This is a genomic window from Lysobacter yananisis, assembly GCF_031199375.1.
Classification (GTDB): domain Bacteria; phylum Pseudomonadota; class Gammaproteobacteria; order Xanthomonadales; family Xanthomonadaceae; genus Lysobacter; species Lysobacter yananisis.
Window position 1 is genome coordinate 1,720,932 of sequence record NZ_CP133568.1, and the last position, 14,761, is coordinate 1,735,692.

10 protein-coding genes are annotated in these 14,761 nt (G+C 73.6%); 3 read left to right on the forward strand and 7 right to left on the reverse strand.

From position 1 onward, the window contains the following. Window positions 1–15 precede the first annotated feature (15 nt). From RDV84_RS07330 to RDV84_RS07360, 7 genes are all read right to left on the reverse strand, one after another. Window positions 16–420: a hypothetical protein gene (locus tag RDV84_RS07330; protein ID WP_309152933.1), complete on the reverse strand. Its 405-nt coding sequence runs from the start codon at window positions 418–420 to the stop codon at window positions 16–18. A gap of 118 nt (window positions 421–538) precedes the next feature. Continuing rightward, window positions 539–1,741: an MlaA family lipoprotein gene (locus tag RDV84_RS07335; RefSeq protein WP_309152934.1), complete on the reverse strand. Its 1,203-nt coding sequence runs from the start codon at window positions 1,739–1,741 to the stop codon at window positions 539–541. 113 nt (window positions 1,742–1,854) lie between these two features. After that, the gene (locus RDV84_RS07340; RefSeq protein WP_231783906.1) at window positions 1,855–2,142 is read right to left on the reverse strand and encodes an STAS domain-containing protein; all 288 of its coding nucleotides are present in this window, start codon (window positions 2,140–2,142) and stop codon (window positions 1,855–1,857) included. Further along, window positions 2,139–2,801 carry an MlaC/ttg2D family ABC transporter substrate-binding protein gene (locus RDV84_RS07345; RefSeq protein WP_078999930.1) on the reverse strand — a complete coding sequence of 221 codons (663 nt, stop codon included), beginning with the start codon at window positions 2,799–2,801 and terminating at the stop codon, window positions 2,139–2,141. Before RDV84_RS07345 ends, RDV84_RS07340 begins: the two co-directional genes overlap by 4 nt. After that, on the reverse strand, window positions 2,798–3,370 hold the full coding sequence (mlaD, locus tag RDV84_RS07350) for an outer membrane lipid asymmetry maintenance protein MlaD (RefSeq protein WP_309152935.1): 573 nt from the start codon (window positions 3,368–3,370) through the stop codon (window positions 2,798–2,800). Before mlaD ends, RDV84_RS07345 begins: the two co-directional genes overlap by 4 nt. A 214-nt stretch (window positions 3,371–3,584) precedes the next feature. After that, the gene (locus tag RDV84_RS07355; protein ID WP_057949653.1) at window positions 3,585–4,334 is read right to left on the reverse strand and encodes an MlaE family lipid ABC transporter permease subunit; all 750 of its coding nucleotides are present in this window, start codon (window positions 4,332–4,334) and stop codon (window positions 3,585–3,587) included. Further along, a complete protein-coding gene (locus RDV84_RS07360) occupies window positions 4,334–5,122 on the reverse strand; it encodes an ABC transporter ATP-binding protein (RefSeq protein ID WP_078999928.1) in 789 nt (262 codons plus the stop codon). Before RDV84_RS07360 ends, RDV84_RS07355 begins: the two co-directional genes overlap by 1 nt. 435 nt (window positions 5,123–5,557) lie before the next feature. On the opposite strand from RDV84_RS07360, the gene recC reads away from it, so the two are divergent. The 3 genes from recC to recD are packed head-to-tail and all read left to right on the forward strand — an operon-like array spanning window position 5,558 to window position 14,459. Further along, window positions 5,558–8,932 carry an exodeoxyribonuclease V subunit gamma gene (gene recC / locus RDV84_RS07365; protein WP_309152936.1) on the forward strand — a complete coding sequence of 1,125 codons (3,375 nt, stop codon included), beginning with the start codon at window positions 5,558–5,560 and terminating at the stop codon, window positions 8,930–8,932. Beyond that, window positions 8,929–12,564, forward strand: coding sequence for an exodeoxyribonuclease V subunit beta (recB, locus tag RDV84_RS07370; protein ID WP_309152937.1), 3,636 nt, complete (start codon window positions 8,929–8,931; stop codon window positions 12,562–12,564). The genes recC and recB overlap by 4 nt, the downstream gene beginning before the upstream one ends. Continuing rightward, a complete protein-coding gene (gene recD / locus RDV84_RS07375; RefSeq protein ID WP_309152938.1) occupies window positions 12,561–14,459 on the forward strand; it encodes an exodeoxyribonuclease V subunit alpha in 1,899 nt (632 codons plus the stop codon). Before recB ends, recD begins: the two co-directional genes overlap by 4 nt. Window positions 14,460–14,761: the final 302 nt, after the last annotated feature.

Consider the following 14,761-nt stretch of genomic DNA (forward strand, 5'->3'; position numbering starts at 1 on the left):
AGCTACTTTCTTTTGTCAGCGCGACAAAAGAAAGTAGCCAAAGAAAAACGCTTGTTTAAGGTCAAAAGCCACTAGGTCCAGCACCTTGCGCGGGGCCGCGCCATAAGGGACATCCTGTCCCATGGCGCGCGTGCGCATCCATGCGCACGCCCTCCGGGGCTGCGGGGCGTGGGCCTCGGGCGAGGTTGCGTCCAAGCCAAGGACAACGGCAACGGCAACGGCAACATCAAAATGGATTCCGGCTTTCGCCGGAATGACGAGTTTGGGGTTTTGCCGCTTCGGGATGCGGCGGCGGAGCTGCGTCGCTTCGGTTGGCTTTCGCCGGAATGGCGGCGATGGATTGCATCGCCAGCGGCCGAAGACCCTGCAGGAGCGGCGCGAGCCGCGACCGCGCCATCGCGGTAACAGCGAACGTTTCATCGCAATTGCAGTGATGCGGCCGCTGCGCGCGCCGCTTCCACCGCAGCATCGCGGCGCGCAAAAACAAAACGGCCCGGATTCGCATCCGGGCCGTTCGCATATCCGCTGTCGCGTCGCCTCAGCGCACGCCGGCGCCGTCGGTCGGCATCACCGGCATCGCGTTCGCCGGCACGCTGGGGTTGCTGTCGTCCTGCAGGTAGTCCGGCAACGCGGTGTCGCCGTTCTTCTCCAGGCGGTCGCCGAAGATCTGGTAGTCGCGGCGCTGCATCCAGGAATCGCGCACCAGCGCGTATTCGTCCTCGGCGCCTTCGCGCAGGTTGTCCAGCGGCAGCAGCTGGGCGCGGATGTCGACCAGTTGCAGGCCCTGCAGGCCGATGCGGATGCGGTCGCGTTCGATCCGGCGCAGCGGGCTCAGCGGGGCGTCGCCGACCGCGCCGAACGCGTCGCGCACGGTGCGCGGGCCGAAGAACGGCAATTCGAAGTAACGCGAGCGCTTCCAGCCCCACACGCCGAGGGTCTGGCCGAAGTCCTCGCTGCGGTTGGGCAGCTTGGCCGCGGTGGCCGGGTCGAAGATGCCGCCGATGCCCAGCGTGGTGTTCAGCGCGAACCGGCCCAGCGACTGCGCCGCCTGCTTGGGCTTGCCCTGCAGCAGCGCGTTGACCATCGACACCGGCTGGCCGAGGTTGTTGAAGAAGTTGCTGACGCCCAGGCGGATCGGCCGCGGCACCACCTTGGTGTAGGCGCGCGCCAGCGGCTTGGCCACGCCGCGGTCGACCGCGTTGTTGAAGCGGTGCATCTTGCGGTTGTACTTCTCCCACGGGTCGTAGCCGCCGGGCACGTTGGCCGGCGCCGGCAGGGTGGGATCGGCGACTGGGTTGTACTCGCCTTGCGGGTTGCCGTAGAGCGCGTCGAAGTCGCGCTCGGCCTGGGTGCGCGGGTCGTCGGCGGCCGCGGCCGGCTCGGCCGGCGGCGGCGTCGCGGCGGTCGGGTCGACCTGGGCGAGGGCGTAGTCGAGCGAGGCGTCCGGCGCGGGCTGCGCGTCGGCGCTGGCGGACGCGCCGGCCAGGGCTTCGGCCTGGGCGGCGTCGGTCGCGGCAACGGCCGCATCCAGCGCGCGCGCCGAGTCGGTCAGCACCGGTGCGCCGGCGTCGGTCGCCTGGGTCGCGGCGTCGGCTTGCGCGGCCGCGGCCAGCGCCGCGGTGTCGATGGTCAGCGCGGACGGATCGCCCGGCAGGACCGGGGCGGCGTCCTGCGCCGCGGCCGGGACGGTGTGCGCGGCCAGGGCCAAGGCCAGCGCGAGGGGGAGTGCGTGGGGGCGCATGGTTGCAGTCTAGTCTTCCGGGACAACGGTGGGGGCGGCCAGGCCACGTCCGTGGGCGTCGGCGACCGCAACGATGAGATGCATGCAGCGAAAGCGTTCCGGCGGCGCGGTCCTCAGCGGCCGAAGCCGAGCGAATCGTCCAGGCGGTAGGCGGCGCGCAGCTCGGCCAGCCCGGTCGGCTCGCCGACCACAGCCACGCCCGGCGCCTGCGCGGCCAGTTCGGCCAGCAGCGCCAGGCCGGCGCTGTCGACCGAGGCCACGCCGGTCAGGTCGAACCGGCGCGCGCCGGGCGCGAGCGGCCGCGCCTGCGGCCACAGCGCGGCCGCCGCGGCGCGGTCGAGGACGCCGGCGAACGCCAGCGTCTCGCCGTCGCGCCGCACGCTGGCCGGAGCCGGGCTCACTTGTTGCCGCTCGCCTGCGCCTGCAGCTTGCCGGCCTTGATGTCGGCGGCGACCTGGGCGATCGACTTCTGGCTCAGCGGCGCATCGAACTGGTTGCGGAAGGTCTGCACGAAGCTGACGCCTTCCACCATCACGTCGAACACCTTCCACTGGTTGCCGGTCTTGCGCAGCAGGTAGTCGACCGGCACCGGCTCGCCGCCCTGGCGCAGGAACTCGCTCGACACCTTGACGATGGCGCCGCCGCGCAGCGGGGTCTCGGACTTGATCCGCACCTGCAGGCGGGTGTTGAAGTCGAGCAGGGCCGAGCCGTAGCGCTGCATCAGGCTGCTGGTCAGCGCGTCGGAGAACAGCGCCACGTCGGCGTCGGCCGCGCCGCGGCCGTGGGTGCCCAGGACCAGGCGCGCGGCGTAGTCGCGGTCGAACAGCTGGTTGAACTCGGTGGTGACGAACTGGCTCAGCGCGGCGCGGTTCTTGCTGAACTCGGCGCGGCGCGATTCCAGGGTCGACAGGATGCGGGTGGTGTTGCCCAGCACCATCGCGCTCGGCGTGCCGGCGGCCGGCGCGGTGCCCGCGGCGGCGGTGGCCTGGGCCAGGGCCAGGGACGGGACGCCTGCGAACAGGGCGCAGGCGAGGACGGAGGCGGTCAGGATGCGCTTCATGGCTTGCTCTCGCTGGAGGGGGCGGGTTGCTCGCCCTTGAGGTAATCGGGGGTGCCGGCGTCGGCGGGCTTGGCGGCGTCGCCGCCGCTGGCGTTGCCACCGCCTTGTGCGCCACCGCCGCTGAACATGTACTTGCCGACCAACTGGATCAGATCGATCGCCGGCTGGGTCAGGTAGATCTCGTCGCCCGGCTTGAGGTCTTCCGGGTCGCCGCCCGGGGTCAGGCCGATATAGCTCTCGCCGAGCAGGCCGCTGGTGAAGATGCCGGCCGAGGTGTCGGCGGAGAGCTTGTTGTAGCGCTTGTCGATGGCCAGGGTGACCACCGAGGCGTAGCTCTTCGGGTCCAGCGAAATGTCGGCGACCTGGCCGACGTTGACGCCGCCGATCTTCACCGGCGCGTTCGGGCGCAGCGCGCCGATGCTGGTGAACTTGGCGGTGACCTCGTAATTGTCGCGGCCGAAGCCGAACTTGCCGTTGGTGGAGGCGATCGCCAACACCAGCAGCGAGGCCAGGGCGAGCAGCAGGAACGCGCCGACGGCGAATTCGATGCGGGGACTGCGGACGGACATGGGCACCACCTTGGGGATAAAGCCCGCGCGGTTCAACGCGGCTGGGGAAACGGTTTGTCTGCTGACGGACTACAGCGAAGTATCTAAAGCCCCTCTCCCGCCTGCGGGAGAGGGGTTGGGGTGAGGGGCGCGCAGCGCGCAGCTCCGGTCACCTTGCGTGCCCTCATCCGCCCTTCGGGGCACCCTCTCCCGCGCGCGGGAGAAGGGAAGCTCGTTACTTGAACAAGAACGCCGACATCACGAAGTTGAACATCAGTACCAGCAGCGAGGCGTTGACCACCGCCTGCGTCGTCGCCACCGAGGTGCCCTCGATGGTCGGCTCGGCGTGGTAGCCCACGTAGGCCGCCACCAGCGCCGCGGTGCCGCCGAATACGGCCGACTTCACGAACGCCATGAGGAAGTCGTCGAAGAAATCCACGCTGTCCTTGAGCACCTGCCAGAAGATCCCGGGCTCCAGGCCGATCACGTGCACCGATTCGAAGTAGCTCGCGCTGATCGCCAGGCTGCAGAAGAAGCCGGTCAGCAGCGGCACGCACAGCACCGCCGCCCAGAACCGCGGCGCCACCGCCTTGCCGACCGGGTCGATCGCCATCAGGCCGAGCGCGGTGATCTGGTCGGTCGCGCGCATCAGGCCCAGTTCGGCGGCGATCGAGCTGCCGGCGCGGCCGATGAACAGCAGCGCGGTCAGCACCGGGCCGAGCTCGCGGTACAGGCCCAAGCCGAGCATGGCGCTGACCTGGTTGGCGGCGCCGTAGGTGTCGAGCGCGCGGTAGCCCAGCAAGGTCACCGACAAGCCCACGAACGCGCCGCCAACGGCGATGATCGGCAGCGAACGCGCGCCGATCTTGTAGATTTCGCGGATCAGCTCGCGAAAAAAGTCGGCCGTCGGCTTGGACGCGCGGAACACCGACAGCGAGAACAGGCCGGCGCGGCCCAGCGAGCGGACGACATCGAACAACGCCATTACGCGGCCTCCGAATTGCGCGGCGCGGCGTCGAAGCCGATCGGGCCGTCGGGCTCGCCGCGCAGGAACTGGCGCACCAACGGGTCGTCGCTATGCTCCAGCTCGGCCGGGGTGCCGGAGAAGACGATGCCGCCGTTGGCGATGACGATGGCGTGGTCGGCCACCGGCAGGGTTTCGTGGACGTGGTGGGTCACCACGATGCTGGTCAGGCCGAGGGTGTCGTTGAGCCGGCGCACCAGGCTCATGACCACGCCCGAGGCGATCGGGTCCAGGCCGGTCAGCGGTTCGTCGTAGATCATCAGCGGCGGGTCCAGCGCCAGCGCGCGCGCCAGCGCCACGCGCCGGGCCATGCCGCCGGAGAGTTCGCGCGGATACGCGTCGGCGGCCGCGCTGAGGCCGACCGCGTGCAGCTTCATCAGCACCAGCCGGCGGATCACCGGGTTCGGCAGCTTGGTGTGCGCGCGCAGCGGCAGGGCCACGTTCTCGGCCGCGGTCAGGTCGGTCAGCAGGCCGTTGCCCTGCAGCAGCACGCCGATGCCCTTGCGCAGTTCCAGCAGCTCGCGCGGGTTCTGCGGCACCGGCCGGCCGAACACTTCGACCGTGCCCGAAGCCGGCGCCAGTTCGCCGGTCAGCGCCGACAGCAGGGTCGACTTGCCGCTGCCGGACGGGCCGAGCACGGCGACGATGCTGCCGCGCGGCACGCTGAGGTTGATCCCGCGCAGCACGCTGCGGCCGCCGCGGTCCAGGCGCAGGTCGGTGAGGCGGACGATGGGCGTTTGCTTCGACATGCGGGGGCGGCAATCCGGTGGGGCGGAAGGCGGACGTCTACAAAACGGCGCAGCTTGGCCCAGCCCGCCTGAACGGGGGTGGAGCGCAAGACATTGTCGCAGCTTAGCCGGTGACGGGCGCCGTCGTCGCCGCATCAGTTGCTTGACCGCCGCGGTTCGATGCGAGATCGGCGCTCGTTCGGCACCGGATCGGCGCGTCGCCGGCGCCGACGCCGGTCTTCGCGCACTATTCGAGCGTGCAACGATTAAGGGCCTTTTAAGGCCGGTCCGGCCGCTGCGCGGCGGCGGCCGGCGAACGACAACGAAGCGCAGGCGCCGGCCGGGCGGCGCGCGGCGACCGCGCGCAACGCCGGCGCGCCGCGTGCTCGCCGCGCCGGCGCACACGCCCGATCCGCTGCGCGCGCGCCGCGTCGCGGTACGGCAAGATGGCGCCCTATGCCGGCGCGTCCCGATTTCCGTCTCTACCATTCCAATGCGCTGGATGTGCTCGCCGGCCTGCTCGCGCAGGAGCTGCGCACGCCGGCGCCGGGGCAAGCGCTGCTCGCGCCGGACACCATCCTGATCCCGCAGGTGGCGATGCGGCGCTGGCTGCAGGCGACCCTGGCGCAGGCGCACGGCATCGCCGCGAACCTGGAATTCCTGACCCCGGGCGAATTCGTCCAGCGCGCGCTCGACGCCAACGTTGCCGGCGGCGAGGACGACCTCGACGCCGCCGCGCTGCGCTGGCGGCTGTACGCGCAACTGGCCCAGCCGACGCAACTGCGCGAACCGGCGCTGGCGCCGCTGCGCGGCTACCTCGACGGCGACGACCCGCTCAAGGCCTGGTCGCTAGCCGGCGAGCTCGCCGGCCTGTTCGAGAAATACCAGGCCTGGCGCCGCGACTGGCTGCTGGCCTGGGACGCCGGCCACGAGCGCGGCGACCCGCAGGCCGCGCTGTGGCGCAAGGTCGCCGGCGGCCGCCGCTACCGCGCGCGCCGGATCGACGAATACCTGCACCGATTCGGCGGGGATGCCGGCGGCGACGGCGCGCGCGACGACGCTCCGCGCGGGCTGCCGCCGCGCCTGTTCGCGTTCGCCACCCTCAACATCTCGCCCGACGTGCTGCGGGTGATCGCCACCCAGGCCCGCGCCGGCACCCTGCATTTCTACCTGCCGACGCCGACGCGCAAGTACTGGGGCGACCTGGGCACCCTGGCCGAGCGCCTGCGCCAGGGCGACGCCGCCGCGTTCGGCGAGGACGACAACCCGCTGCTGCAGGCCTGGGGCGCGGCCGGGCGCGACTTCATGGCGGTGCTCGGCGGCTACGAAGTGGTGCACCCCTCCGGCGAGATCGCCGCCTACGCCGACCCGGAAGACAGCCGCTACGACGACCCCGCGCGCGACAGCCTGCTGCAGCGCCTGCAGCGCGACCTGCTGCACCGGCGCGCGCTGCCGGCGCAGCCGTGGCGCGCGCAGATCGACCGGCTCGACGCCAGCGTGCAGGTCCACGCCTGCCACACCCGCTTGCGCGAAGTGCAGGTGCTGCACGACCAGCTGCAGGGCCTGCTGGATCCGCAATCCGAACAGGGCCGCCGCTTCGACCCGCCGCTGCAGCCGCGCGACATCGCCGTGCTGGCGCCCGATATCGATCCCTACGCGCCGCACATCGCCGCGGTGTTCGGCGGCCTGGCCGGGCGGCCGGGCTTCATTCCCTACGCGCTGGCCGACGTCAGCCCGCTCGCCGCCGAACCGCTGGCCGAAGTGTTCCTGCGCCTGCTGGCGCTGCCGGTGTCGCGCTTCGGCCTCAGCGAAATCCTCGACCTGCTGGCGACCCCGGCGATCGCCGAACAGGCCGGCCTCGACGGCGACGGCCTGGACCGGCTGCGGGTGTGGCTGGGCGAAGCCGGCGCGCGCTGGGGCATCGACGCGGCCCATCGCGGCCGCCACGACGCGCCCGGCGACGACGCCTACACCTGGGCGTTCGCGCTCGACCGCCTGCTGATCGGCCACGCCGCGGGCGGCGACGACGACGACGGCGCCCTGGTCGCCGGCGTGGCGCCGTACGCCGAACTCGAAGGCGCCGCGCTCGACGCGCTCGACGCGCTGATCCGGCTGCTGCGGGTGCTGGCGCGGTTCGAGCGCGGCCTCGCCGCCGAGCTGAGCCCGGCGCAGTGGTCGCAGCGCCTGCTCGGCCTGCTGCGCGCGCTGTTGCCCGAGCGCCCGCGCGACAGCGCCGACCAGCGCACGCTCGAACGCCTGCGCTCGCTGGTGGAAGCCTTCGCCGGCGACGCCGCGGCGGCCGGCTTCGACGGCGCCGTCGCGCCGGAAGTGGTGCGCGCGCACTTCCGCGTCGCACTGGCCGAGGCCGACACGCGCGCGCCGCTGCTGACCGGCGGGGTCAGCTTCGGCCGGATGGTGCCGATGCGGCTGATCCCGTTCCGCGCGATCTGCCTGCTCGGCATGAACGACGGCGACTACCCGCGCCGCGATCCGGCCGGCGGCCTCAACCGCCTCGCCGCGGAACTCGGCACCGGCGCGCGCCGCCACGGCGACCGCTCGCTGCGCGACGACGACCGTTTCCTGTTCCTGCAGTTGTTCGGCGCGGCATCCGACGCGTTCTACCTGAGCTACCTCGGCGCCGATCCGCGCGACGGCAGCCAGCGCGAACCCTCGCCGCTGGTGTCGGAACTGCTCGACGCGATCGCCCGCTACCACGCCGATCCGGCCGCCGCGCGCGCGCAGTTCGTGGTGCGCCAGCCGCTGCAGCCGTTCGCGCCGGCGGCGTTCGGCGGCGATGCGGGCGAGGCGGCCGAGCCGCGCCGTTTCAGCTACCGCAGCGAATGGCGGCCGGCGGTCGACGCCGGCGCCGCGCGCCGCGGCGAGTTGGGGCCGTGGCTGCAGGACCCGCTGCCGCCGTTGCCGGACGACGGCGGCGAGCGGCGCCTGAACTACCAGGACCTGCGCAGTTTCCTGCGCGATCCGCCGAGCGCGTTCCTGCGCCAGCGCCTGGGCCTGCGCCTGCCCGAGGAGATCGAGACCGCGCAGGACGTCGAGCCGCTGGTGCTGCCCGGCCGCGGCCTGCTGCGCCAGCAACTGCAGCGCGCGGTGTTCGACGACCTGATCGCCGGCGACGGCGCGGTCGATCGCGAGCGCCTGCAGGCCTCGCTGCGCGCGCGCGCCTTGCTGCCGTCGGGGCCGCTGGGGCGGCGCCAGCTCGACGCGCTGCTCGGCCAGGTGCGGCCGTACGCCGACGCGTTCGCGCGCTGGCGCGAAGGCGCGGCGCAGACGCGGCCGTTCGAACTCGAGGTCGACGGCACCCGCCTGCTCGGCAAGCTCGACGAGTTGTATCCCAGCGGCCTGGCGCGGCTGCGCTTCGACACCTTGCACGGCCCCGCGCAGATCGCCCACGGCCTGGACTGGCTGGTGTTGTCCGCGCTCGAGGACGGCCGCCCGCTGGCGCAGTTCGCCCAGGCCAGCGACGGCCCCGGCCCGCACGTGCGCGCCGCGCTGCCGCCGCGCCAGGCGCGCGCCGCGCTGGCCGCGCTGCTGCGCCTGCGCGACTACGGCCTGCGCCTGCCGCTGCCGTTCCTGCCGCGCGCGGGCTGGCTGTGGTACGAGGCGGCGATGCAGGACAAGGACGGCTGGAGCCGCGCCGAAGCGCAGTGGCACGGCGGCCCGCGCCACTGGGGCGAAGGCGGCCAGCCCGGTGTGCGCCTGGCGCTGCGCGGGCGCGATCCGTTCGCCGACGCCGATCTGGGCGAGGAATTCCGCGCGATCGCCAAGCGCGTGTTCGACGCGGTGGTGCTGGGCCGCGACGAGGACGCCGCATGAGCGCGCCCGAATCCTCCAAGCACGAATCCGTCAAGCACGGACCCGCCGCGCGCGATCCCTTCCTCGACCTGCCGCTCGACGGCCTGCGCCTGATCGAGGCCAGCGCCGGCACCGGCAAGACCTACACCCTGGCCACGCTGGTGGCGCGGCTGGTGATCGAGCGCGGCCTCGGCGTGAGCCGGATCCTGGCGGTGACCTTCACCGACGCGGCGACCCAGGAACTGCGCGAACGCCTGCGCCGGCGCCTGCTGCTGGCCGCGCGCATCGCCGCGGACGATCCCGCGCTGGCCGAAGCCGACGACGATGCCGAGCGCGCGCTGACCCGCGCGCTGGTGCGCGCGCAGGCCGACATCGAAGGCGAAGCGGCGCTGCGCGCGCGGCTGCAGCGCGCCGCGCGCGAGATCGACCTGGCCGCGGTGGTCACCATCCACGGCTTCTGCGCGCGCGTGCTCGCCGAGCACGCGCTGGAAACCGGCCAGCCGTTCGCCGCGCCCGAGTTGATCGGCAGCGAACGCGAACTGCTCGACGAGATCGCGGTGGACCTGTGGCGCGCGTTCGGCAACGACGCCGGCGAAGCCGAACTGCTGGCGTTGCAATGGCCGGGCGGGCCGCCGTCGCTGGCCGCCGACCTGGGCGCGCTGCTGCGCACGCCGCTGCTGCTGCCGGCCGCGCCGGCTTCGAGCCAGGACCCGCTGGCCGAACTCGACCGCGCCGGCGCCGCGCTGCGCGACGCGTTCGCCGCGCACGCCGACGATGCCTTCGCCGCGCTGGCCGCGGCCATCGCCGGCAAGGCGCTCAACGGCAACAGCTACCGCGCCCATCTGCCCGACGAACTGCGCGCGCAGTTGCGGGCCTGGTGCGCCAACGGCGACTGGTCGCAGCCGCTGGACGAGCGCGCGGCCAAGCTCGCGCCGTCCGCGCTGGCGTCGAAAGCCAACAAGGGCAAGGAAGCGCAGGTGCCGGCCTCGCCGCTGTTCGACGCGGTCGCGCGCTACCTCGACGCCGCGCAGCAGCGCGAGCAGTGGCTGGCGGGGCAGCGCCTGGCGCTGGCGCACCGCATCCGCGCGGCGGCGGCGCAGCGCCTGGCCGAGCTCAAGCGCGTGCGGCGGGTGCAGAGCTTCGACGACCTCATCGCCGATGTCGCCAGCGCGCTGGAGGGGCCGCACGGCGAGGCGCTGGCGCGGCGCCTGCGCGAGCAGTACGCGGTGGCCCTGGTCGACGAGTTCCAGGACACCGATCCGCGCCAGTGGGCGATCTTCCGCCGGGTGTTCGGCGAAGCCGCGCGCGAGGGCGATTCGCCCGCGGGCGCCGGGCTGTTCCTGATCGGCGACCCCAAGCAGGCCATCTACGGCTTCCGCGGCGGCGACGTGCATACCTATCTGGCCGCCGCCGCGCAGGCCGAGGCGGCGCCGCCGCTGGACCACAACTTCCGCTCGCGGCCGTCGCTGCTGCGCGCGATCGCCGCGCTGTACGCCCAGGCCGGCGAAGCGGCCTTCATCGATCCGCGCATCCGCTTCCGCGAGGTCGAGGCCGGCGGCGCGGTCGCCGACGAAGACCTGCAGCGCGACGGCGCGACCGCGCCGGCGCTGATATTGCGCGCGCTGCCGGCGCCGGACGACGGGCGCAAGACGTCGGTGTGGAGCTCGCCGGAATCGCGCGAGCTGGCCGCGCGCGCCTGCATAGCCGCGATCCACGGCTGGCTCGCCGACGCGCGCGACGGCCGCGCCACGATCCAGGGCCGGCCGCTGCGCCCGGCCGACATCGCGGTGCTGGTGCGCAGCCACGAAGAAGCCGCATCGATCCAGCGCGCGCTCGCCGCGGCCGGCATTGCCGCGGTCGCCGCCGGCCGCCGCAGCCTGTTCGCGACCGAACAGGCGATGGAAACGCTGACCCTGTTCGACGCGCTGCTGCATCCCGGCGACAGCGGCCGCCTGCGTGCGGCGCTGGCGACGCCGCTGCTCGGCCTGGACGGCGCCGCGGTCGCCCGCGTCGCCGCCGACGAAGCCGAACAGGCGCGCTGGCAGGCGCAGGCGCTGCAATGGCGCGAGCGCTGGCAGCGCCACGGTCCGCTGGCCCTGCTCGCCGACCTGTGCGCGCAACAGGCGCCGCGGCTGCTGGCGCTGGGCGACGGCGAGCGCCGGCTGACCAATCTGCTGCAGCTGGCCGAGACCCTGCAGGAAGCCGACCGTCGCGCGCTCGGCCTGCACGGCCTGCGCGACTGGCTGCGCCTGCGCATCGCCGAGGCCGACGACAGCGACGAGAAGCAGCAGCTGCGGCTGGAATCGGATGCGCATCGGGTGCAGATCCTGACCCTGCACAAGAGCAAGGGCCTGGAGTTCGGCCTGGTGTTCTTGCCGTTCGTGGCGCTGGGCCGCGAGCCGCGCAGCGGACGCTGGTGCGAATACCCCGATCCCGAGCACGGCCGGGTGATGCAGCTGCAAAGCGACGTATTCGATCCGGACGCGCCGCAGTGGCAGGACGCCAGCGAGCGCGCCGCGCAGGAAGCCCGCGCCGAGGACGCGCGCCTGCTCTACGTCGGCCTGACCCGCGCGCGCCATGCGCTGTGGATCGCGATCGGGCCGCTGTACCACGCCGCGCTGTCGCCGCTGCAGCCGATGCTGGCCGATCCCGCGGCGCTGGCGCGCGAGCCCGGCGTGGCGATCGACGCCGCCGCGATCGAGCCGCCGCCGCGGCCGCTGCCGCCGGCCGCGGCCGGCGCGGTGCCGCCGGCGCGCGAGGCGCGCGCGCGCGCCGCGCGCGACTGGTGGGTGTACAGCTTCACCCAGCTGACCAACGAAGACAGCGGCTTCGACCCGGCCGCGCAGGACGAGCGCGGCGCCGAAGACGAACCGCAAGCCGCGCCCGACCTCGTCGTGGCCGCGCCGCTGCCCGGCGACGCGCGCTTCGGCGGCAGCCGCTTCGGCAACGTCGTGCACAGCGCGCTCGAACGCGTGGACTTCGCCGCATGGCGCGATTGGCGCGACGGCGATGCGCCGCCGCCGGGCCAGGACGAGGCGCTGGCCGCGGCCATGCGCAGCGAGGGCTACGCCGAGGCCGACATCGACGACGGCCTGGCGTTGCTCGCCTCGCTGGTCGGCCGCACCCTGGTCGCGCCGCTGCCCGAGGGCGCGCGCCTATGCGACGTGCCCGAGCCGGCCCGGCGCAGCGAAATGGAGTTCCACTTCGGCCTCGACGCCGCGCCGGTGGATGCGCTGCTGGCGGTGCTGCACGCGCACGGACAGGTGCGCGAGCGCCGCGGCTTCGGTTCGCGCCGGCGCCTGGAAGGCCTGATGACCGGCAAGATCGACCTGGTCTATGCGCACGAGGGCCGCTATTACGTGCTCGACTACAAAACCAATCGCCTGCCCGGCTTCGACGCCGCGCAGGTCGAGCGCGCCATGGCCGAAAGCGAGTACGACCTGCAATCGCTGATCTACACCGTCGCCCTGCACCGCTGGCTGCGCTTCCGCCTCGGCCCGGACTACGACTACGAACGCGACTTCGGCGGCGTGCGCTATCTGTTCTGCCGCGGCCTCGACGCCGCCGATCCGGGCGCCGGCGTGCATGCGGCCAAGCCGCCGCGCGCGCTGATCGAGGCGATGGACGCGCTGTTCGCCGGAGCGGCGCGATGAGCCTGCTCGACGCCTTGTTCCGCGACGGCGCGCTGCGCACCGTCGATCATGCGCTGGCGCAGGCGCTGCGCCGGCTCGACCGCGACACGCCCGACCTGGTGCTGGCCGGCGCGGCGCTGGCCTCGCAGGCGATCGCGCGCGGCCACGCCGCGTTCGACCCGCGCCAGCCGCAGTCGCTGAGCGAGGCGGCGATCGAATGGCCCGACCCGCAGATGTGGCTGGACGCGCTGGCGCAGTCGCGCTGGGTCGCCGCGCCCGCGGCCGGCGCGGCTGCCGACGCCGCCGCGCCGCTGGTGCTGGAGCACGGCTTGCTGTACCTGCGTCGTTACCGCGAGTACGAACGCCGCCTCGCCGCCGGCCTGCGTCGGCTGCAGGCGTTCGCGCCGCCGCCGGCCGACCTCGCCGCGCTGGCGCCGCTGTTCGCGCAGCTGTTCCCGCAGGCGCGCGACGACGACCGCCAGGCCCGCGCCGCCGCGCTGGCGTTGCTGCAATCGCTGCTGCTCGCCACCGGCGGCCCCGGCACCGGCAAGACCACCACCATCGCCCGCCTGCTGGTGCTGCTGATCGCGCAGGCGCGCCTGGACGGCGTGGCGCCGCCGCGGATCGCGCTGACCGCGCCGACCGGCCGCGCCGCCGAGCGCATGGCCGAGAGCCTGCGCGCCGCGGCCGAACGCCTGCGCGGGCTGCCCGCGTTCGCGACCGATGCGGGCGAGGCCGCGGACCAGGCCGACGCCGACCCGGGCAACGGCTTCGACGCCGGCCTGCTCAAGGCGCTGCCGCAACAGGCCGGCACCCTGCACCGCCTGCTCGGCGTGGTGCCGGATCGCCCGCGCTTCCGCCACGACGCGCGCAACCCGCTGCCGTTCGACATCGTCGTGGTCGACGAAGCGTCGATGGTCGACCTGCCGCTGATGTGCAAGCTGATCGAAGCCGTGCCCGACGGCGCGCGCCTGATCCTGCTCGGCGACCGCGACCAGCTGCCGTCGGTGGAAGCCGGCGACGTGCTCGCCGCGATCGTCGATGCCGCCGGCGACGACGACGGCCTGCCCGCGGCGCAGGCGCAGGCGCTGCGCCCGCTGCTCGGCGACGCGGTGGCCGTGTTGCCGGCGCCGACGCCGCTCAGCGCCAACCGCGTGCACCTGCGCCGCGGCTATCGCCAGGCCGACAGCCTGCGGCTGGCGCCGCTGGCCGACGCCGTGCGCGAGGGCGACGCCGACACCGCGCTGGCCCTGTTGCGCGGCGGCGAACTGGCGGGCGTGCACTTCCACGAAGACGCGCAAGACCCGCTCGCCGGCAACGGCCGCGAGCGCCTGCTGCCGGCGTGGCGCGCGATCGGCGAGGCCGCGGACCCCGAACAGGCGCTGGCCCTGGCCGCGCGCCTGCGCCTGCTGACCGCGCTGCGCGACGGCGGCCAGGGCGCGGCGCCGCTCAACGCGCGCATCGAAGAGGCCCTGGCCGGCGCGCATCGTCCCGCCTATTTCCACGGCCGCCTGCTGCTGATCACCGAGAACAGCTACCGCCACGGCCTGTTCAACGGCGATATCGGCGTGTGCTTGCGCGCGCGCGCCGCCGACGGTCGCGAAGATCCCGCCGCCGGTACCGTCGCTTGGTTCGCCGGCGGCGCGCAAGGCGTGCGCGCCTACCACCCCTCCGCCCTGCCCGCGCACAGCGGCGCGTTCGCGATGACCGTGCACAAGTCGCAGGGCTCGGAATTCGAGCGCGTGTGGCTGCAGCTGCCGCGGCAGGACGCGCGGCATCTGTCGCGCGAGCTGGTCTACACCGGCATGACCCGCGCGCGCAGCGAACTGCACGTGGCGGCGAGCGAGGCAGTGCTGCGCTCGGCGCTGGCGCGGCACGCGGCGCGGGTGTCGGGCTTGGCTTGGCGGTTGGGCTGAGCGCTAAACCCGCAGCCGCTTCCTGTAGGAGCTGCGCGAGCTGCGACCGCGACAGCGCGACGACGACGAAACTCCGGCAAGCTGCCGCGCGGGAAGGCCGATGGGCATCAAGCGGACGTCGCAAGCGCGGTGTCGCGGTCGCAGCTTGCGCAGCTCCTACAGGGAGCGGTCGGTAGATTCGACGAGCCGCAAAAAAAACCCTGCCGCCTCGACCGCGAGACGACAGGGACTCCACACAACGAAACTATCCGGCGCCGCGCGCCGTCGCGATCAGGCCAGCGCGGCGTCTTCGTCGCTCGGCG